The organism is Actinomadura monticuli (genome assembly GCF_041463655.1).
Lineage (GTDB): Bacteria > Actinomycetota > Actinomycetes > Streptosporangiales > Streptosporangiaceae > Spirillospora > Spirillospora monticuli.
Genome location: NZ_JAXCEI010000012.1, coordinates 102133 through 121151, shown reverse-complemented (window position 1 = coordinate 121151; position 19019 = coordinate 102133). Strand labels below are relative to the sequence as shown.

Here is a 19019-nt window from a genome sequence, read left to right as displayed (position 1 = left end):
CCCAACCGCTCTGTGAGGAGCGACGAGATGTTCGAGAGGTTCACCGACCGCGCGCGGCGCGTTGTCGTCCTGGCTCAGGAGGAGGCCAGGATGCTCAACCACAACTACATCGGCACCGAGCACATCCTCCTGGGCCTGATCCACGAGGGCGAAGGTGTCGCTGCCAAGGCTCTGGAGAGCCTCGGGATCAGCCTTGAAGCGGTCCGCCAGCAGGTCGAAGAGATCATCGGCCAGGGTCAGCAGGCGCCGTCGGGCCACATCCCGTTCACTCCGCGTGCCAAGAAGGTCCTTGAGCTGTCACTGCGCGAGGCGCTGCAGCTCGGCCACAACTACATCGGTACCGAGCACATCCTGCTCGGGCTGATCCGTGAGGGCGAGGGCGTCGCCGCCCAGGTGCTGGTGAAGCTCGGCGCCGACCTCAACCGGGTCCGCCAGCAGGTCATCCAGTTGCTGCACGGCTACCAGGGCAAGGAGCCGGCCGCCTCCGGCGGCCCCTCGGAGTCGGCTCCGTCCACCTCCCTCGTGCTCGACCAGTTCGGCCGCAACCTGACGCAGGCCGCGCGCGAGAGCAAGCTCGACCCGGTCATCGGCCGGGACAAGGAGATCGAGCGGGTCATGCAGGTGCTGTCCCGCCGTACCAAGAACAACCCCGTCCTCGTGGGCGAGCCCGGCGTCGGTAAGACGGCCGTCGTCGAGGGGCTCGCGCAGAAGATCGTCAAGGGCGAGGTCCCCGAGACGCTCAAGGACAAGCAGCTCTACACCCTCGACCTGGGCGCGCTGGTCGCCGGCTCCCGGTACCGCGGTGACTTCGAGGAGCGCCTGAAGAAGGTGCTCAAGGAGATCCGCACCCGCGGCGACATCATCCTGTTCATCGACGAGCTCCACACGCTCGTCGGCGCGGGCGCCGCCGAGGGCGCGATCGACGCCGCGTCCATCCTCAAGCCGATGCTGGCGCGGGGTGAGCTGCAGACGATCGGCGCCACCACGCTGGACGAGTACCGCAAGCACCTGGAGAAGGACGCCGCGCTCGAGCGCCGCTTCCAGCCGATCCAGGTCGCCGAGCCGTCGCTCAGCCACACGATCGAGATCCTCAAGGGCCTGCGGGACCGCTACGAGGCGCACCACCGCGTGTCGATCACCGACAGCGCGCTGGTCGCCGCCGCACAGCTCGCCGACCGCTACATCAGCGACCGGTTCCTGCCCGACAAGGCGATCGACCTGATCGACGAGGCCGGTTCGCGGATGCGCATCCGCCGGATGACCGCGCCGCCGGACCTGCGCGAGTACGACGAGAAGATCGCCGACGTCCGGCGCGACAAGGAGTCCGCGATCGACGCGCAGGACTTCGAGAAGGCCGCGGCGCTGCGCGACTCCGAGAAGCAGCTGCTCGGCCAGAAGGCGCAGCGGGAGAAGGAGTGGAAGGCCGGCGACATGGACGTCGTCGCCGAGGTCACCGACGAGCTCATCGCCGAGGTCCTCGCCACCGCCACCGGCATCCCGGTCTTCAAGCTGACCGAGGAGGAGTCGACCCGGCTGCTGCGCATGGAGGACGAGCTCCACAAGCGCGTCATCGGCCAGGAGGACGCCATCAAGGCGCTCTCCCAGTCGATCCGGCGTACCCGCGCCGGCCTGAAGGACCCGAAGCGTCCCGGCGGCTCGTTCATCTTCGCCGGCCCGTCCGGCGTCGGTAAGACCGAGCTGTCCAAGACGCTCGCCGAGTTCCTGTTCGGGGACGAGGACGCGCTGATCCAGCTCGACATGTCCGAGTTCATGGAGAAGCACACCGTCTCGCGGCTGTTCGGCTCCCCGCCCGGCTACGTCGGGTACGAGGAGGGCGGCCAGCTCACCGAGAAGGTGCGCCGCAAGCCGTTCTCGGTCGTCCTGTTCGACGAGATCGAGAAGGCCCACCAGGACATCTTCAACTCGCTGCTGCAGATCCTGGAGGACGGCCGCCTCACCGACGCGCAGGGCCGCGTCGTGGACTTCAAGAACACCGTCATCATCATGACGACGAACCTGGGGTCCAAGGACATCTCCAAGGGCGTCTCCATGGGCTTCGCCCGTGCGAACGACGAGCAGGGCTCGTACGAGCGGATGAAGGCGAAGGTGTCGGAGGAGCTGAAGCAGCACTTCCGCCCCGAGTTCCTCAACCGCGTCGACGACACGGTGGTCTTCCACCAGCTCACCCCGAAGGAGATCATCCAGATCGTCGACCTGATGATCGCCAAGGTGGACGAGCGGCTCCGCGACCGCGACATGGGCATCGAGCTGCGGCAGGAGGCCAAGGACCTGCTCGCCATCCGGGGCTACGACCCGGTGCTGGGCGCCCGGCCGCTGCGCCGCACGATCCAGCGGGAGATCGAGGACAACCTGTCCGAGAAGATCCTGTACAACGAGCTCAAGCCCGGCCAGATCGTGATCGTGGGCACCGAGGGCTTCGACCCCGAGAACAAGGACTCGGCGGAGAACGCCAAGTTCACGTTCAAGGGCGTGCCGAAGCCGTCCACGGTCCCCGACAGCCCGCCGCCCATCGAGGGCGCGGTCAACTTCAACAAGGACTGACGTCCTGTGCCGAAGGGCCCGCAGCCGGATCATCCGGCCGCGGGCCCTTCCGCATACCCGGCCCAGTGCGGCCGCCGCCCGTCCGTCGCTCTGGTGCCCTGGGCGGTGCGGGCGGCAGGCACGCGGAAGCCACCGGTGCCGTCCTGGCAGGGTTCCAGCCCGAGGACGACGTCCGGGTCTACCCGGGCCCTGCGGGGGCACCCGTTCTGCCTCTTCCTCCCCGAACCCGAGGCTCCCGTCGACGGCCGCTGACCCCGGAGTTATCCACAATTCGCAGTCCCGCTGCCCGGCGCCTCCGACGTCCTGGACCCTGAACTCGGCAAGGGAGACCGGAGCGCGACAGGCGAGTCATGTACCTCCCCACCGGACGTGACCGTGCCCGGAACGGGGGACGGAGGCGGCTGGGCGGGTCGTCCGAACCGCGCGCCGGCAGGCGCCCTGTGGATGTCGGAGGCAGGAGGTTCCTGCGATGCGATCCGTGCCACCCGCGGATGGCGGCAATGGACGGGCTGTAGGAAGCGGGCACCTCCCGAGGGCTCGGCGAGCATCGCCGTCACCGCAGGGACGCGGCGAGCTCCAGGATGCGCGCGATGTCACCGCGCGGGCTGATCAGCAGGTCGGTGGCGCCGGCGTCGGCGAAGCGCCGCAGCTCACGGGCCACCGCCTCCTCGTCCCCGGCGATGACCGTCTCGTGGACGCCGGACAGCCCTTGGCGGTCGAGGATCGCCCGGTAAGCCGGGAAGTCCGATGCGGGGCCGAACTGTTCGGCCAGGTCGCGGCGGACGCCGTCCGGGTCGGTGGTGAGAGCCACCACTGCGCCCGCCAGCACGCGCGGCGCGGGCCGCCCCGCGGCCTCGGCGGCCTTGGTGATCGAGGGCACGATGTGGTCGGCGACCGCGTCGGCGCGCGTCCAGGTCGTCACGGTGCCGTCGGCGAGCTCGCCCGCGATCCTCAGCATGACCGGGCCCAGCGCGGACAACAGCACCGGCGGTGCGGTGACGCCGGGGGCGTCCACCGCCCCCACGGCCGTCAGCGTCTCGCCGTGGTGGTCGACGTCCTCGCCGCGCAGCAGCGGACGCAGCGCGGCCAGGTATTCGCGGACGTGCCGCGCGGGCCGCCCGTAGGAGAGCCCGTGCGCACCCTCGATGACCTGCGGATGGCTCGGCCCGATGCCGAGGGTGAAGCGTCCGCCCGCCATCGCCTGCGCCGTGAGCGCCTGGCCGGCCAGGGCGAGGGGGTGGCGTGGAAAGGTCGGGACGACGGCGGTGCCCACTTCGATGCCGGGCACCTCGCGCCCGGCGAGCGCCGCGGTCATGAGGGCGTCCCAGGAGGTGGCGTGTCCGAAGAAGACGCTGTCGAGTCCGGCGTCCCGGGCACGGCGGACCTCGTCGATGAGATCGTCCAACCGGGCCATTCCGGCGATGGCGAACAGGCCGATGCGCATGGGCGACTCCAACATGAATCGGATCTTCCGCTTCTTGTTGTCCAGGGTAACCTGAATCGGCCGTTCCGGTTACCTCGGGAGGAGGATCATGCGAGCCGACGCGCGGCGCAATCGCGAGCGGATCGTCACCAGCGCTCTGGAGTTGTTCGCCGAGCGAGGGCCCGGCGTGAGCATGGAGGAGATCGCGCGGGAGGCGGGCCTCGGCGTGGGAACCCTCTACCGGCACTTCCCGGACCGGCGAGCGCTCGTCGAGGAGATCGCGACCAGCGCGCTCCTGGGCCTGGAGGCGGAGATCCGGCTGCTGACGGCGAAGGACGTCTCCCGCTGGGACGTGCTGACCCAAGTCGTGGCCTACTGCACGGCGCAGCCGCTCGCCCTCGTCAAGTCGATCGCGGAAGGCGACGCGGTCCCGCCCGAGCGGCACGCCTTGCAGAGCAAGGTCGACGGCCTCCTGCGGGGCCTCGTCCAGGAGGTCCAGGACGAGGGAAGCATGCGCCGCGACATCAGCCCGGCCGAGATCGTCGAGATCCTCAACACCGCCGTGTGCCGCCCGGGAGCACGCGCCGGCGACGCCGTCACCCGCGTGATGCTGGACGGCCTCAGTTCCTAGCCGGCCGGGGCGAGCCAGGCGGCGATCGCCTGGTGGAGGCGAGCCTTGGTCTCGGGTGGGGCGAAGGACGCCGTCACGGTGTTGCCGGCCAGTTCGGCGAGGATGCGGTCGTCGTATCCGAACGCGTCACGGACATTGGCGTATTCGGTCGTCAGCGATGTGTTGATCAGTGCGGGGATGTCGGTGTTGAGGGTGACGAGCAGGCCCGCGTCGCGGAGGCGGGGCAGGGGGTGGGCATCGAAGGAGGCAGCGAAACCCAGGGCGACATTGGAGGACGGGCACACTTCGAGCGGAATTCCGCGCTCCCGGACCTCCTCGACAAGGCCGGGATCGTCCAGGATCCGGATGCCGTGGCCCAGCCGTTCGGTGCGGCCCGGGCCGATGGCCTGCCGGATGCTGGCGGGCCCCTCGCCTTCACCCGCGTGGTGGACGACGTGCAGCCCGGCGTCACGGGCGGCGACGAACACCTCGGTGAACGGGTCTGCGGGGTGGGCCTCGTCTCCCGCGAGGCCGACGGCGACCACGCGATCGTGGCGGCGGGCGAGATCGAGCGTCCGCCAGGCGCGCTCCACGGACCGGCGTCGGGAGTGGTCGAGGATGAGGCGGCACTCGATCCCGAACGCGTCCTGTCCGGCCTCCAGGCCCTCCAGGACGGCCTGGAGGGGCATGGCGAGATCGCCGAGGCGCTCGCCGTGCCCGGCGGCGGTGAACGAGACCTCGGCGTACCGAACACCTTGCGCGGATTCGTCCGCGCAGAACTCGTAGGCGATGCGACGGAAGTCGGCGGGGCGGCGCAGGCAGGCCCGGACGAGGTCGTTCTGCGCGAAGAAGGAGGCGAAGTCACCGAACGTGCCCGCACCGGCGGGTACCTCCACGCCGTTGGCCGCGCCGATCTCGCGCAGCGTGGCCCACCGGACGGTGCTCTCGAGGTGGACGTGCAGATGGGCTTTGGGCAGGCTCAACAGATCACGCACGCCCGTACGCTACGGCCGCGGCGGAGCCGCCGCCCAACCATTATTCGGGCCGACGGACCGAGCAGGGGTACGCGCCGACGGCTCGTAGGGGCGCTCAGCGGCGCCACCGGACGTCCGGTCCGGACGTCACAAGGACCCGCTCACGGTTCTGGGGCCCGGTGCCGCGGCGGCGCGCTCCAGGTGCTCCGCCGCCGCGTCCGGGCGGCCGAGCCGGTGGGCGAGCTTTGCCAGGACGGCGTGGGTGGAGCCGGCGCAGGCCAGCGCCGAGCCGACGAAGGCCGGCTACGACCCGGCCGGGATGTTCCGGTTCGGCCACTCCATCGGCGTCCCGGGCTCCGCCGGGTAACGGCGGTTCTTCGGGGGCCCGGGCGGCCGCGCGGGCGGGACGCCGGCGCGGCCGCCCGGTCAGGCGGGGAGGGCGTAGCGGCCGTCGTCCAGGGGGTCGACGAGGCCGTCGGCGATGAGGGCGTCGAGGGCGCGTTCGCGCTGGACGGCGTCCGACCAGACGACGTCGAGGGCCGGTTTGGCGACCGGTCCTTCGGCGTCCCGCAGGACGGCGAGGATGCGGCCGCGGCACTGGCGGTCGGTGCCCGCGTACGTCTGCCCCCGGCGCGGCGGTCCGTCGTAGGCGGGACGTCCGGCCCGCTGCCAGGAGCACCTGTCGATCACCGGGCAGTCGACGCAGCGCGGTGTGCGGGCGGTGCAGACCAGCGCGCCCAGTTCCATGACGGCGACGGCCCAGCGCGCGGCGGTCGGCGGGTCGGCCGGCAGGAGGCTCTCCGCGAGCGCCACCTCCGCCTTGGTCTGCGACTTCGGCGGGTACTCGACGCCGGACATCAGCCGGGCCAGGACGCGCCGGACGTTGGTGTCGAGGACGGCGTGCCGCTGCCGGAACGCGAAGCTGGCGACGGCCGCGGCCGTGTAGGCGCCGATTCCGGGCAGGGCCAGCAGGTCCTCGTGGGACGAGGGCACGTCGCCGCCGTGCCGTTCGGTGATCGCGCGGGCGCTCTCGTGCAGGCGCAGCGCCCGGCGCGGGTAGCCGAGCCGGCCCCATGCCCGGACGGCCTCGCCGGACGGTTCGGCGGCCAGCGCGGCGGGCGTCGGCCAGCGCGCCGTCCAGGCATGCCATACGGGGAGGACGCGGGAGACCGGCGTCTGCTGGAGCATGATCTCGCTGACGAGGACGCCCCACGGGGTCGCGCCCGGCGCCCGCCACGGCAGATCCCGGGCGTTCGTCTCGTACCAGTCGAGGATCGGGTCGGTGTAAACGGAGTTCAGGTTCATGGCGCGCCGCCATTGTGGCACGCGGCGGGTCGTCCCCTCTTTCCCGTTCGGTGAATGCATACTGACCGTATGTGGCCGAACACTGGGCGTGACTCGGACGCTTCTGGGCTGGACCAGTACTGGCGACGCCGCGCGCTGGCCCTGGCGGGCGTGCTCGGCGTCGTCGGCGTGCTGGCCTGGGCGTGCGCCGGGGCCGGGGAGGGCGAGCCGGTCCAGAACGCGGGCGCGGCCGAGAGCGCGAGCCCGCCGCCCCCGCCCACCGCGATGCCGACCGTCACGGTCACCACGACGACCACTCCCAAGCCGGCCCCGGCGGCCGACGGCGGCCCCTGCGACGACGAGGACCTCGTCGTCAACATGTCGGCCGCCGACGACACCTACACGGGCTCCGAACGTCCGGAATTCCGGATCACGGTCGTCAACACGGGCAAGGGCTCCTGCAAGTTCGACACGGGCTCCCTGAACGTCCGCATCACGTCCGGTGCGGACCGCATCTGGTCGTCCGCCGAATGCCGGGACGAGGACGCCCCGAAGGCGACCCTGCGCCGCGGCATCCCTTATGTCGACACCATCACCTGGGACCGCACCCGAGGCTGCAAGAGCAGCACCCAGGCCCGCCCCGGCACCTACGTAGCCGACCTCAAGGGCGAAAAGGTCAAGAAGCAGATCTTCCGCCTCCGCTGACCCTCCCTGCCTCTGCGGGCCTGCCTGACCTGCGCCGATCGCCGCTTTGCCCGTGGCAGGAAGGCGCTCCAGCGCCTGACGCCGAGGGCGAGGCAAACTACACGTAGCGTTCCAGGATTGAGGATTCGGCTAGGCGGGAGAGGCCCTCGCGGACGCTGCGGGCGCGGGATTCGCCTACGCCGCCTACGGCCTGGAGGTCGTCGATGCTGGCGGCGAGGAGTTTCTGGAGGCCGCCGAAGTGTTCGACCAGGCGTTCGACGACCATGCCGGGGAGGCGCGGGACCTTGGCGAGCAGGCGGAAGCCCTTGGGGCTGACGGGGAGGTCCAGGGCGTCCGGGCCGGAGAAGCCCATCACTTCGGCGACCGTCGACAGGTCGAGCAGTTCGTTGGCGGAGAGGACGTCGAGGGAGGAGAGGATGGCGGCGACGCCGCGGGCGCGGGTGTCGTCGGACGGGTAGTCGCGGACGATCAGTTCGCGGTCGGCGTCGACGCCGGAGACCAGTTCGTCGAGCTGGAGGGACAGGAGGCGGCCGTCGGTGCCGAGTTCGACGACGTAGCCTTCGATCTCGTCGGCGATGCGGCGCACCATCTCGAGGCGCTGGACGACGGCGCTGACGTCGCGGACGGTGACGAGGTCCTCGATCTCGAGGGCGGAGAGCGTGCCGGAGACCTCGTCCAGCCGCAGTTTGTAGCGTTCGAGCGTCGCCAGGGCCTGGTTGGCCTTGGAGAGGATGGCCGCGGAGTCTTCGAGGACGTAGCGGATGCCGTCGAGGTACAGCGCGATGATGTGCATCGACTGGCTGACCGAGATGACCGGGTAGACGGTCTGGCGGGCGACGCGCTCCGCGGTGCGGTGGCGGGTGCCGGACTCCTCGGTCGGGATGGTCGAGTCGGGCACGAGGTGGACGGCGGCGCGGACGATGCGGCTGTGGCTGCCGTCGAGGACGATGGCGCCGTCCATCTTGGCGAGTTCGCGCAGCCGGGTCGCGGAGAACTCGACGTCGAGTTCGAAGCCGCCCGAGCACAGTTCCTCGACGGTCTTGTCGTAGCCGAGGACGATCAGGCCGCCGGTGTGGCCCCGCAGGATCCGCTCGAGTCCGTCGCGGATCTGGGTGCCCGGGGCCACCGCGGCCAACGTGGCGCGGCGTCGTTCGTCATGACCCTTGTCGTGTGATGGCACCTGACCCCCGGAGGTCGCTGGACGGCGTCAGTTTACCGAGGCGGGCCGCGCCCTGGTTCCTCCCCAGGTCGCAAGCCCGGGTTGTGTGCAGTAATACTCTGGCGTGACTTCCGTCAGGGCGCCGTAAACGCGACCTGGAGGGCCTGCTGCAGGCTGTCGACCTCCATCACCTTCATGCCCTCGTAGCTGCTGAGCTGCGGGTCCGCGCGTTTGAGGGGTGATCCGTCGGCGAGTTCGAGGGAGCCGCGCGGGACGACGGCGTGCTTGAACCCGAGCCGGGCGGCTTCGGCGAGGCGCCGCTGGACGCCGGGCACGACGCGGACCTCCCCGGCGAGGCCGACCTCGCCGAGGGCGATCAGGCTGGTGGAGAGCGCCTGCTCGACCGTGGAGCCCGCGACGGCCAGGGCGAGGGCCAGGTCGACGGACGTCTCGGCCAGCCGGACCCCGCCGACCGTGGAGACGTAGACGTCCTGCTCGTGCATGGAGATCTTGCAGCGCTGGGCGAGGACGGCGAGGACCATCGCGACGCGGGACGTGTCGAGCCCGGACGTGGCCCGGCGCGGCGCGGGGAGATGGGATTTGGCGACGAGCGACTGCACCTCGGCGACCAGGGGCCGCCGCCCTTCCAGGGTGACGGTGACGCAGGTGCCGGGGACGGGTTCGTCGCGGCGGGTCAGGAACAGGCCGCTCGGGTCGGGCAGCCCGACGATCCCGACTTCGGACAGGTCGAAGCAGCCCAGTTCGTCGGTCGGTCCGTAGCGGTTCTTCACCGCGCGGATCATGCGGAGCCGCGAGTGCCGGTCGCCCTCGAAGTACAGGACGACGTCGACCAGATGCTCCAGGAGCCGCGGCCCGGCGATCGCGCCCTCCTTGGTGACGTGGCCGACGAGCACGACGGTGATGCCGCGTTCCTTCGCGACCCTGATCAGGTTGGCGGCGACCTCGCGGATCTGGGTGACGCCGCCGGGCGCGCCGTCCACCTCGGACGTCCCGATCGTCTGGATGGAGTCGACGACCAGCAGCGACGGCTCCACGGAGTCGATGTGCCCGAGAAGCGCCGACAGTTCGGTCTCGGCCGCGAGGTACAGGTGGTCGGTGATCGCCCCGACCCGGTCGGCGCGCAGCCGCACCTGCTCGGCCGACTCCTCACCCGTCACGTAGAGGACGTTCTTCCCGCCGCCGCCTTCGGGCCCGGTCGAGGCGAGCGCGGCGACCTCCAGCAGCAGCGTCGACTTGCCGATGCCCGGTTCGCCCGCCAGCAGCAGGACGGCTCCGGGCACGATGCCGCCGCCGAGGACGCGGTCGAGTTCGTCCAGGCCGGTCGGCCTCGTCTTCGCCGACCGGACGTCCACCTGCCCGATCGGACGCGCCGGCGCGCTGACGGGCCCGGCGGACACGACCCGCGCCGGTGTGGCGGACGCCGCCTCGATGACCGTCCCCCACGTCTGGCACTCGCCGCAGCGCCCCACCCACTTCGACGTCTGCCAGCCGCACTCCGAGCACCGGTAGGCCGCCTTGGCCGTCTTAGCCTTCGCCATGCGCGGAAGCGTAGAGCCCGCCACCGACACTCAGATCAGTTTGCGCGCTCGTTCGATCAGGTCGCCGAGATGGTCGGAGACGACGCTGGGGCGTTCGAGCATGGCCATGTGGCCGGCGGAGGAGACGACCTCCAGGCGGGCGGACGGGACGCAGGAGGCGATCTTGAGGCTGTGCCCGACCGGGGTGAGCATGTCGTTCTCGCCGCCGAGGACGAGGGTGTCGGCGCCGGCGAGGGAGGCGCAGTCGCTGATGACGTCGGTCGTGATCATCGAGCGGAAGTAGTCGACGAAGGCGTCCATGCGGGTCTCGGTCATCATCTGCTCGGAGAAGGCGACCGCGGCGGGGCTGGCCTCGGGGCCGAAGGCGATGAGGTCCTCGACGAGGACGGCGGCGTCGCGGCCGAGGTGGCGGACCTTCTCGATGGCGCCGGAGCCGGCGCCGAGCGCGCCGAGGGCGCGGGGCAGGACGCGGTGGGTGGTGCGCGCGACCAGGGCCGGCATGCCGAGGGTGACCTCGCCGAGGGCGCCGGACGAGGTGCACAGCAGGCCGGTCGCGAGGATCTTGCGGCCGACCAGGCCGGGGTTCTCGTCCGCGTACCGCATGATCGTCATGCCGCCCATGGAGTGGCCGACGAGGACGACGGGCGTGTCGGCGGGGACGGTGGCGTCGATGACGGCGCCGAGGTCGGCGGCCAGCCGGGGGATGGAGTAGCCGTCGCGGGCGCCGCCGTCGGAGCGGCCGTGGCCGCGGTGGTCCCAGAAGACGAGGCGGCCGAGGCCGCGCAGGGCCTTGCGCTGGAAGTGCCAGGAGTCCTGGGTGAGGGTCCAGCCGTGCGAGAACACGACGGCGAGGTCGGTGCGGTCGTCGCCGTCGACCTCGGCGTACAGGCGGGTGCCGTCGTCGGCGCGGACGGGGACGGGGCGGCCGCGCAGGGAGCCGAACGGCTCGCCGGCGAACGGGTCGGGGCGCAACTGGAGGCGGCGCATGGCGCGCCGCTGGGCGACCAGCCCGGCGCCGGCGCCGGCCGCGCCGACGGCGGTGGCGGCGGCCAGGCCGCCGAGCGCTCTTCCAGCGGTGACTCGGCCCATGGTCCGTTCCTCCCGTATGACCGACCAGTCAGTAACCTAGGGGCAACGCCACCACAAATTAACGGCATAGTCCACCTCGAGGCCGGGGTGTTCGCGGAGGCAGGCGTCGGCGAGGTCGGGCGGGAACTCGATGCGGAGGACGGCGGCGAGGTCGTCCCGGCTCTGGAACGACCACCGGATCATGAGGGGTTCGCGGGAGAAGCCGCGGCGCGTCCAGAACCGCTCGACGGCGCCGGGGTCGTATTTCGGCAGGCTGCGCCGGAACCAGCCGCCGAACGTGGAGCGGGTGGCGTCGTTGTCGATGATGAAGATCGCCCCGCCGCGCCGGACGACGCGGTCCAGTTCGCGCAGGCCCGGTTCGCAGCCCGGCCCGAAGAAGTACGCCCACCGGACGTGGACGACGTCGACGGAGGCGTCCGGCAGCGGCAGCGCCTGGGCGGCGCCGACACGAACGGTGACGTTGGGAAGGTCGCGGGTGCGGCGCGCGGCGGCCGAGGCGAGCCCCGCGTGCGGCTCGACGCCCACCACCCGATGCGCGTCCTCGGCGAAGAGCGGCAGGTGGAAGCCGGTGCCGCAGCCGAGGTCGAGGACGTCGGCGCCCGTCCACGGGCGGATGGCGCGCATCGCGCCGGCGAGGACCCCGTCTGGGTCGACGGCGCGGTTCTCCAGCTCGTAGACCTGGGGGGAGTTCCAGATGTTGGGGCTCGGCACGGCGCCCGGCGCGATCTCGGCCACGCGAACAGAGCGTAGCCTCGTCCTGAGGCGGAGCAATCAGGATCACTCCGGGCGGTTGTTTCATCGCGGCCGCCGCCGCATAGGCTTACCGTGCGAACCTGATGACCATCGTCGAGCGATCATTCCTGGCGAGGAAGCCGTGAGCCCGCAGCACAACGGCGTCAGTACACCGGCTCTGCGTGTACCCGACGCGCCGATCACGCTCTCCACCGCGTCGGTCTACCCGGAGAAGGTACCGAGCGCGTTCGAGATCGCCGCGCTGCTGGGCTACGACGGCGTCGAGGTGATGGTCTCCACGGACGCCTCCTCGCAGGACCTGAACGTCCTGCGCCGGCTGTCCGACTACCACCAGGTCCCGATCAAGTCGATCCACGCGCCCTGCCTGCTGCTCACCCAGCGGGTGTGGGGGCGCGAGCCGTGGGGCAAGCTCGTCCGCTCCAAGGAGGTCGCCGAGGAACTGGGCGCGGACGTCATCGTCGTGCATCCGCCGTTCCGCTGGCAGCGCGACTACGCGAAGGAGTTCGTCGAGGGCCTCGCCCGCATGCAGGACGAGACCGACGTCCTGTTCGCCGTCGAGAACATGTTCCCGCTCAAGGCGCGCGGTGCCGAGGCGGGCATGTACCTGCCCGACTGGAACCCCGTCGACCAGGACTACCCGTACGTCACCCTCGACCTGTCCCACACCGCCGTCTCGGGGTCGGACGCCGTCGCCATGGCGGGGAGCCTGGGCGACCGCCTGCGCCACATCCATCTCGCCGACGGCGTGGGCATCACGAACAAGGACGAGCATCTCGTCCCCGGCCGGGGCAACCAGCCGTGCGGCGAGATGCTGGAGAGCCTCGCCGAGGGCGGCTTCCGGGGGCACATCGTCCTGGAGGTGAACACGCGGCGCGCGTCCAGCCGGGTCGAGCGCATGGAGGACCTCGCCGAGGCCCTGGCGTTCGCCCGCCTGCACCTCGCCGCCGCCGAGCACACCTGGGAGGTCACGCCGGCCGGGGAGATCACCCGCCGGGGCGTGCGGTGACCGGCGGCGCCGCCCCGCGAGACCCGGCCCAGCGAGATCCGGCTCGGCGAGACCCGGCCGCGCCGCGCGGCCGCCGTCCCGGGCCGACCGAGACGCGGGAGAAGATCCTGGCCGAGGCGCGCGACCTGTTCGCCGAGAAGGGCTACGACGGGGCCTCGCTGCGCGCCATCGCCCGCGCCGCCGGCGTCGACCCCGCGCTCGTCCACCACTTCTTCGGCAACAAGGAGGGCGTGTTCATCGAGGCGATGCGCTTCCCGGTGGACCCGTCCGTCGTGCTGCCGCGCATCATGTCCGCCCCCCGGGACCGGCTCGGCGAGACGATGGTCCGCACGTTCCTGGACGTGTGGGGGGACGAGGACCGCCGCGCCCCGATGCTCGCGATGCTCCGCTCGGCGATGACGAACGAGCGGGCGGCGGCGCTGCTGCGCGAGTTCGTCACGGTCGCCCTGTTCGGCCGCGCCAGGCAGGTCACCGAGGCGCCGCCGCTCGGCATCCAGGCGGCGGCCGGGCAGATGATCGGCCTGATGATGCTGCGCTACGTGCTGCGCGTCGAGCCGATGGCGTCCGTGCCGGAGGACGAGCTGATCGAGCTGGTCGCGCCGACCATCCAGCGCTATCTGACGTCCTGAGAATGTGGAAGACCCTTGACCGGGCCCTCATGTGCGCTTAAATTCAACACATGATGAGTTCTAGCCCGGCGAGCGGCGCCGAGCCGGCCGTGAGCGTCCGCGACCTGCGCGTCGTGCGCGGCGGCCGGGAGGTGCTGCACGGGCTCACCTTCGACGTCCCGCGCGGCTCGATCGTGGGGCTGCTCGGCCCGAGCGGCTGCGGGAAGACCACGCTGATCAGGGCGCTCGTCGGCGTCCAGATCGTGAAGGGCGGCACGGTGACGGTGCTCGGCGCGCCCGCCGGGTCGGCCGGCCTGCGGCGCCGCGTCGGCTACGCGACGCAGTCCCCGGCCGTGTACGCCGACCTGACCGTCACCGAGAACCTGCGCTACTTCGCGTCCGTCCTGAGCGCGCCCCGCACGGACGTCGAACGCGTCATCGACGAGGTCGGGCTCGGCGGCAGCCGCCACCAGACCGCGGTGACGCTGTCCGGCGGGCAGCTCAGCCGCGTCAACCTCGCCGTCGCGCTGCTCGGCGCGCCCGAGCTGATCGTCCTGGACGAGCCGACCGTCGGCCTCGACCCCGTCCTGCGGCAGGAGCTGTGGGAGCTGTTCCGGGAGCTGGCCGAGCGGGGCGCCACCCTCGTCGTGTCCAGCCACGTCATGGACGAGGCGGGCCGCACCGACCGGCTGCTGCTGATGCGCGAGGGCGACATCCTCGCCGACGGCACCCCGGACGGGCTGCGGTCCCGCACCGGCGCGGCGGACCTCGAAGAGGCGTTCCTCCACCTGATCACCGAGAAGTCCGGGAGCCCGACATGAGCGCCGCCGTCACGCTCGCCACGATGCGCCGGATCCTCGCGCAGCTCAGGCACGACCACCGGACGCTCGCGCTGCTGATCGTCGTGCCGACGCTGCTGATGGTCCTGCTGCGCTACGTGTTCGACCAGCCCATGGCCTTCGACCGGATCGGCCCGATGCTGCTCGGCCTGTTCCCGTTCACCGTCATGTTCGTCGTGGCCAGCGTCGCCACCCTCCGGGAGCGGACGAGCGGCACCCTCGAACGGCTGATGACCATGCCGCTCGGCAAGCTCGACCTGCTGCTCGGCTACGCGCTCGCGTTCGGGCTGGTCGCGCTGGTGCAGGTCGGCGTCGTGCTGGTGATCTCGCTGACCTGGCTCGGCCTGGACCTGAGCGGCTCGCTGGGGTCGCTGGTCCTCGTCTCCCTGCTGGACGCGCTGCTCGGCATGTCGCTCGGCCTGTTCGCGAGCGCGTTCGCGCGGACCGAGTTCCAGGCCGTCCAGTTCATGCCCGCGTTCGTCCTGCCGCAGACGCTGCTGTGCGGGCTGGTCATCCCGCGCGACGACATGGCGTCCTGGCTGAACGCCGTCTCGGACGTCCTGCCCCTGTCGTACGCGGTGGAGGGCATGCAGGAGATCAGCACCCGCCCGGACTTCACCGCCACCCTGACCCTGGACGTGGCCGTCATCGCCGCCTTCACGGTCGTCTCCCTGGTCCTCGGCGCGGTGACCCTTCGCCGCCGCACTGTGTAGATCCAGGGGGCGACCCCTGGGAAGGGGGGTGGGTTTACCTGCGGGGGTGTGATGCGCCTTAATCGGACAGGTGGGGTGAAGCGGGCCATCCTCGGTCGATCCGGCTGGTAGCTTCGGCGCCATGACCGCGCCAGATGATCCCGGACCGCGGCCGCCGCAGCGGGCCGACCAGGGCCCGCAGGCACCGGCGGCGCCGGCGGCCCAGGCCACCGAGGCTCCCCGGGAGCCGGACGCTCCGAGGGGCGGCGACGGCGACCCGAAGGGCGACGCCGGCGACGTGTTCTGGGCGGGCGCGGACGGTGCGGAGCGCCAGCGCAAGCGCAGGTGGCCGCGCGTCCTGATCGCCATCGGGGTGTTCGTGGCGCTGCTCGTGGCCGGTCTCGGCGGGCTGCTGTGGCAGCGCCAGTCGTCCTACAACGGCAACATCGACCGGATCAAGGGCGTGATGCCGGGCGAGGGCGTGAACCGGCCGGGCCCGAACGTGGAGGGCACCGAGAACTGGCTGCTCGTCGGGTCGGACTCGCGGGCCGACTCCGCCACGACCGGCGAGGGCAACAAGGTCTGGAAGCCGGGCGAGCAGCGCACGGACACGATCATGCTGCTGCACCTGCCCGCCGACCGGAAGAAGGCGTACATCATCTCGTTCCCGCGCGACTCGTGGGTGCAGATCCCCGGCTACGGCAACCAGAAGATCAACGCCGCGTTCTCGTTCGGCGGGCCGAAGCTGCTGATCGAGACGATGGAGAACCTCACCGGGATCCGCGTCGACCACTACGGCGCGATCGACTTCGAGGGCTTCAAGTCGATGACGGACGCGCTCGGCGGCGTCACCGTCAACATCAAGCAGAGCGTGTACGACCCGGCCCGCAAGAAGCAGTGGGCGGCGGGCAGGCAGAAGCTGAACGGCGAGGAGGCGCTGCTGTTCGTCCGGCAGCGCTACAACCTGCCGAACGGCGACTTCGACCGGATCAAGCGGCAGCAGGCGTTCCTCGGCGCCCTCGCCAAGCAGGCAGCCGACCGCGGCACGCTCACCAACCCGCTCAAGCTGGACCGGTTCCTGTCGGCGCTGAGCAAGTCGATCAGCGTGGACGAGGGCGTGTCGGCGGGCGACCTGCGCTCGCTGGCGCTGAGCATGCGCAGCGTCCGGGCCTCGGACGTGAGGTTCATGACGCTCCCGTTCAAGGGCACCGGCACGCGCGGCAAGCAGAGCGTGGTGCTCCTGGACGGGACGAAGGCCAGGCAGCTGTTCAACGCCGTCAAGTCCGCCCAGATGGCCGAGTACATGCGCCGGCACGGCGGCGGCAACAGCCTCGGCACCGTGTCGTGATCGCCCAGGCCGGACGGGCTTAACCTGGGAGGGCAGGGCCAGGAGACACCGAGGGGTGCGCAGTGCTTCGTCAGGCGTTGCTCGTCGCGTCGCGCAGTGGCGGCGCGCGCCGGGTCGTGGAGACGGCGCCGTTCACCGGCGACGTCGTCCGGCGCTTCATCGCGGGGGAGACGATCGAGGACGCCGCGGACGTCACCGGCAGGCTGACCGGGGAGGGGCTGCTCGTCACCCTGGACGTCTTGGGCGAGGACACGCACGACAAGGGCCGTGCCGAGGCGAACGTCGCGCACTACGTCGAGCTGCTGGAGCGGCTCGGCGCCGCCGGGCTCGGCACGCGCGCCGAGGTGTCGCTGAAGCTCTCGGCCGTCGGCCAGACGCTCGACGAAGACCTCGCCCTGGAGAACGCCGGGCGCGTCTGCGAGGCCGCCCGTTCGAGCGGCACGACGGTGACGCTCGACATGGAAGAGCCCACGACCGTGGACGCGAACCTCCGCGCCGTCCACGAACTCAGGCGCGACTTCCCCGACGTGGGCGCGGTCATCCAGTCGTACTTGCGGCGGGCAGAGGAACACTGCGCGGAACTGGCGTACGAGGGGTCACGCGTAAGGCTGTGCAAGGGCGCGTACGCGGCTCCGGCGGCGGTGGCGTTCACCGACAAGGAAGAGATCGACAGGTCGTACGTCCGCTGTATGAAGATCCTGATGGCGGGCAAGGGCTACCCGATGCTCGCGACGCACGACCCTCGCCTCATCGAGATCGCCGGCGCCCTGTCGGTCCTGCACGAGCGCGACGCCGACACGTTCGAGTACCAGATGCTCTACGGGATCCGGTCGCAGGAGCAGCGCCGTCTCGCCGCCGAGGGCGCGCAGGTCCGGGTCTACGTCGCGTACGGGCGCGACTGGTACCGGTACTTCATGCGCCGTCTTGCGGAACGTCCCGCCAACCTGCGCTTCTTCGTGCGCTCCCTCGCCGGGCGGTCGTGAACGATCGTTCTTCCGGGGTGGCGGGGGTCGTGCCCCCATGGGGGAAACGCCCGGCGCTAGGCTGGACCGGTCGTTGAATCCCCACGTCAAGGTATGCCGATGATCGCGATTCTGGGTGCCGGGAAGATGGGCGAGGCGCTGCTGTCCGGGGTGCTCCGGGCCGGCCGCCGCCCGTCCGAGCTGATGGCGACCGCGCGCCGGGAGGAGCGCGCGGCGCTGCTGCGCGAGCGCTACGGCGTCGAGATCGTGCCGAACGCGGAGGCGGCGGTCAAGGCCGAGACGCTGATCCTCGCGGTGAAACCGCAGGACATGGGCGCCCTGCTGGACGAGATCGGCGAGCACGTCCCGTCCGGGCGGCTGGTGATCTCGATGGCGGCGGGGATCACGACCGGGTTCATCGAGGCGCGGCTCCCGGCGGGCGTCCCGGTCGTCCGCGTCATGTCGAACACGCCCGTCCACGTGGACGAGGCGATGAGCGTGATCTCGCCCGGCTCGCACGCGGCGGAGGAACATCTGAAGCTCGCCGAGGAGCTGCTGTCCCCGGTCGGGAAGGTGCTGCGCATCCCCGAGTCGCTGCAGGACGGCGCGACGGCCCTGTCCGGCAGCGGCCCCGCCTACTTCTACTACCTGGTCGAGGCGATGGTGGACGCCGGCATCCTGCTCGGCATGCCGCGCGCCGCCGCGCTGGAGATGGTGATCCAGTCGGCGGTGGGCGCGGCGGTCATGCTCCGCGACTCCGGTGAGCACCCGGTGCTGCTGCGCGAGGCGGTCACCTCGCCGGGCGGGACGACGATCTCGGCGATCCGGGAGCTGGAGCGGCACGGCGTCCGCGCCGCCGTCCTGGAGGCCATCGAGGCGGCCCGCAACCGGGGCCGCGAGCTGGCGGGCGGCTGATCCCGCGGCGCGGCGCCTCCCATGAGAAGTTCATCTTTGAACATTGAGCCGCTCAGGGTGGTTCGCTCGTGTTAGGAGTATGGGACTCATACTCCGCCTGATCGTCGCCGCCGGGCTGGCGGCCGACGCCATCGTGCACTGGATGTTCGCGCCCGACATGGCCTACGTCGAGGGCGGGTCCATCGGCGGCGACATGCTCTTCCGGATCCAGGCGGCGGTCGCCGGCGTGGTGGCCGTCATCGTCCTGACCTACGGGAGCCGCTGGGCGCACGCGCTCGCGTTCCTGGTCGCGGCGAGCGCGGCCGGCGCGGTCGTCCTCTACTACTACGTCGACGTCGGGGCGCTCGGCCCGCTGCCCGACATGCACGAGCCCGTCTGGTACCTCGACAAGACGATCAGCCTGGTGGGCGAGGGCGGCGCCGCGCTGGCCGCGCTCGTCGGGTTCTTCGCCGCGGGGCGCGGGCGCCGCCGCGAGGAGGACGAGCTGTTCGACCCGGAGCCCGCCGGCCGCCTCTGACCGGGCCGGCGCCC

18 protein-coding genes are annotated in these 19019 nt (G+C 71.5%); 11 read left to right on the top strand and 7 right to left on the bottom strand.

Features of this window, described 5'->3' with window-relative positions:
- The first annotated feature begins 27 nt into the window (after nucleotides 1–27).
- Nucleotides 28–2562 carry an ATP-dependent Clp protease ATP-binding subunit gene (locus SM611_RS25955; RefSeq protein ID WP_371952566.1) on the top strand — a complete coding sequence of 845 codons (2535 nt, stop codon included), beginning with the start codon at nucleotides 28–30 and terminating at the stop codon, nucleotides 2560–2562.
- Between the two features lie 553 nt (nucleotides 2563–3115).
- Here the strand turns inward: SM611_RS25955 and SM611_RS25950 are convergent.
- A complete protein-coding gene (locus SM611_RS25950; RefSeq protein WP_371952564.1) occupies nucleotides 3116–4021 on the bottom strand; it encodes an LLM class F420-dependent oxidoreductase in 906 nt (301 codons plus the stop codon).
- Between the two features lie 73 nt (nucleotides 4022–4094).
- On the opposite strand from SM611_RS25950, the gene SM611_RS25945 reads away from it, so the two are divergent.
- The gene (locus SM611_RS25945; RefSeq protein WP_371952562.1) at nucleotides 4095–4616 is read left to right on the top strand and encodes a TetR/AcrR family transcriptional regulator; all 522 of its coding nucleotides are present in this window, start codon (nucleotides 4095–4097) and stop codon (nucleotides 4614–4616) included.
- Here the strand turns inward: SM611_RS25945 and add are convergent.
- Together add and SM611_RS25935 are read right to left on the bottom strand one after the other, a co-directional pair.
- The gene (gene add / locus SM611_RS25940; RefSeq protein WP_371952561.1) at nucleotides 4613–5590 is read right to left on the bottom strand and encodes an adenosine deaminase; all 978 of its coding nucleotides are present in this window, start codon (nucleotides 5588–5590) and stop codon (nucleotides 4613–4615) included. The genes SM611_RS25945 and add overlap by 4 nt on opposite strands.
- A 405-nt stretch (nucleotides 5591–5995) precedes the next feature.
- Nucleotides 5996–6874: an HhH-GPD family protein gene (locus tag SM611_RS25935; protein ID WP_371952560.1), complete on the bottom strand. Its 879-nt coding sequence runs from the start codon at nucleotides 6872–6874 to the stop codon at nucleotides 5996–5998.
- 69 nt (nucleotides 6875–6943) lie between these two features.
- Between SM611_RS25935 and SM611_RS25930 the strand changes: the two genes are divergently transcribed.
- The gene (locus tag SM611_RS25930) at nucleotides 6944–7558 is read left to right on the top strand and encodes a hypothetical protein (RefSeq protein ID WP_371952559.1); all 615 of its coding nucleotides are present in this window, start codon (nucleotides 6944–6946) and stop codon (nucleotides 7556–7558) included.
- A gap of 97 nt (nucleotides 7559–7655) precedes the next feature.
- Here the strand turns inward: SM611_RS25930 and disA are convergent, their stop codons facing one another.
- The 4 genes from disA to SM611_RS25910 form a co-directional block, all read right to left on the bottom strand.
- Nucleotides 7656–8738 carry a DNA integrity scanning diadenylate cyclase DisA gene (gene disA / locus SM611_RS25925; protein WP_371952557.1) on the bottom strand — a complete coding sequence of 361 codons (1083 nt, stop codon included), beginning with the start codon at nucleotides 8736–8738 and terminating at the stop codon, nucleotides 7656–7658.
- 113 nt (nucleotides 8739–8851) lie between these two features.
- Complete coding sequence (gene radA / locus SM611_RS25920) at nucleotides 8852–10276, bottom strand: DNA repair protein RadA (protein ID WP_371952555.1); 1425 nt, start codon at nucleotides 10274–10276, stop codon at nucleotides 8852–8854.
- A gap of 30 nt (nucleotides 10277–10306) precedes the next feature.
- Entirely contained in the window at nucleotides 10307–11365 is a 1059-nt protein-coding gene (locus SM611_RS25915) for an alpha/beta fold hydrolase (protein WP_371952553.1), read from the bottom strand.
- A gap of 36 nt (nucleotides 11366–11401) precedes the next feature.
- Nucleotides 11402–12100, bottom strand: coding sequence for a class I SAM-dependent methyltransferase (locus SM611_RS25910; RefSeq protein WP_371952551.1), 699 nt, complete (start codon nucleotides 12098–12100; stop codon nucleotides 11402–11404).
- Between the two features lie 139 nt (nucleotides 12101–12239).
- Here SM611_RS25910 and SM611_RS25905 point away from each other — a divergent pair, with 139 nt between their 5' ends.
- The 8 genes from SM611_RS25905 (at nucleotide 12240) to SM611_RS25870 (ending at nucleotide 19005) form a co-directional block, all read left to right on the top strand.
- Nucleotides 12240–13124, top strand: a complete 885-nt coding sequence (locus SM611_RS25905) for a sugar phosphate isomerase/epimerase family protein (RefSeq protein WP_371952549.1) — start codon at nucleotides 12240–12242, stop codon at nucleotides 13122–13124.
- Nucleotides 13121–13753 (top strand): TetR/AcrR family transcriptional regulator, encoded by a 633-nt coding sequence (locus SM611_RS25900; protein WP_371952547.1) that lies wholly within the window; start codon nucleotides 13121–13123, stop codon nucleotides 13751–13753. The genes SM611_RS25905 and SM611_RS25900 overlap by 4 nt, the downstream gene beginning before the upstream one ends.
- 50 nt (nucleotides 13754–13803) lie before the next feature.
- Nucleotides 13804–14553, top strand: coding sequence for an ABC transporter ATP-binding protein (locus SM611_RS25895; RefSeq protein WP_371952545.1), 750 nt, complete (start codon nucleotides 13804–13806; stop codon nucleotides 14551–14553).
- Nucleotides 14550–15284: an ABC transporter permease gene (locus SM611_RS25890; protein ID WP_371952543.1), complete on the top strand. Its 735-nt coding sequence runs from the start codon at nucleotides 14550–14552 to the stop codon at nucleotides 15282–15284. The genes SM611_RS25895 and SM611_RS25890 overlap by 4 nt, the downstream gene beginning before the upstream one ends.
- A gap of 121 nt (nucleotides 15285–15405) precedes the next feature.
- Nucleotides 15406–16611 carry an LCP family protein gene (locus SM611_RS25885; protein WP_371952542.1) on the top strand — a complete coding sequence of 402 codons (1206 nt, stop codon included), beginning with the start codon at nucleotides 15406–15408 and terminating at the stop codon, nucleotides 16609–16611.
- 62 nt (nucleotides 16612–16673) lie between these two features.
- Nucleotides 16674–17594, top strand: coding sequence for a proline dehydrogenase family protein (locus tag SM611_RS25880; RefSeq protein WP_371952540.1), 921 nt, complete (start codon nucleotides 16674–16676; stop codon nucleotides 17592–17594).
- 99 nt (nucleotides 17595–17693) lie between these two features.
- Entirely contained in the window at nucleotides 17694–18488 is a 795-nt protein-coding gene (gene proC / locus SM611_RS25875) for a pyrroline-5-carboxylate reductase (protein WP_371952539.1), read from the top strand.
- A 79-nt stretch (nucleotides 18489–18567) separates the two neighbouring features.
- Entirely contained in the window at nucleotides 18568–19005 is a 438-nt protein-coding gene (locus tag SM611_RS25870; RefSeq protein ID WP_371952538.1) for a hypothetical protein, read from the top strand.
- Nucleotides 19006–19019: the final 14 nt, after the last annotated feature.

Excerpts from the sequence above, each read along its gene's own strand:
- SM611_RS25955 (WP_371952566.1), top strand. The coding sequence starts at position 28 with ATGTTCGAGAGGTTCACCGACCGCGCGCGGCGCGTTGTCGTCCTGGCT.
- SM611_RS25950 (WP_371952564.1), bottom strand. The coding sequence starts at position 4,021 with ATGTTGGAGTCGCCCATGCGCATCGGCCTGTTCGCCATCGCCGGAATG.
- SM611_RS25945 (WP_371952562.1), top strand. The coding sequence starts at position 4,095 with ATGCGAGCCGACGCGCGGCGCAATCGCGAGCGGATCGTCACCAGCGCT.
- SM611_RS25935 (WP_371952560.1), bottom strand. The coding sequence starts at position 6,874 with ATGAACCTGAACTCCGTTTACACCGACCCGATCCTCGACTGGTACGAG.
- SM611_RS25930 (WP_371952559.1), top strand. The coding sequence starts at position 6,944 with ATGTGGCCGAACACTGGGCGTGACTCGGACGCTTCTGGGCTGGACCAG.
- radA (WP_371952555.1), bottom strand. The coding sequence starts at position 10,276 with ATGGCGAAGGCTAAGACGGCCAAGGCGGCCTACCGGTGCTCGGAGTGC.
- SM611_RS25915 (WP_371952553.1), bottom strand. The coding sequence starts at position 11,365 with ATGGGCCGAGTCACCGCTGGAAGAGCGCTCGGCGGCCTGGCCGCCGCC.
- SM611_RS25895 (WP_371952545.1), top strand. The coding sequence starts at position 13,804 with ATGATGAGTTCTAGCCCGGCGAGCGGCGCCGAGCCGGCCGTGAGCGTC.
- SM611_RS25890 (WP_371952543.1), top strand. The coding sequence starts at position 14,550 with ATGAGCGCCGCCGTCACGCTCGCCACGATGCGCCGGATCCTCGCGCAG.
- SM611_RS25885 (WP_371952542.1), top strand. The coding sequence starts at position 15,406 with ATGACCGCGCCAGATGATCCCGGACCGCGGCCGCCGCAGCGGGCCGAC.
- proC (WP_371952539.1), top strand. The coding sequence starts at position 17,694 with ATGATCGCGATTCTGGGTGCCGGGAAGATGGGCGAGGCGCTGCTGTCC.
- SM611_RS25870 (WP_371952538.1), top strand. The coding sequence starts at position 18,568 with ATGGGACTCATACTCCGCCTGATCGTCGCCGCCGGGCTGGCGGCCGAC.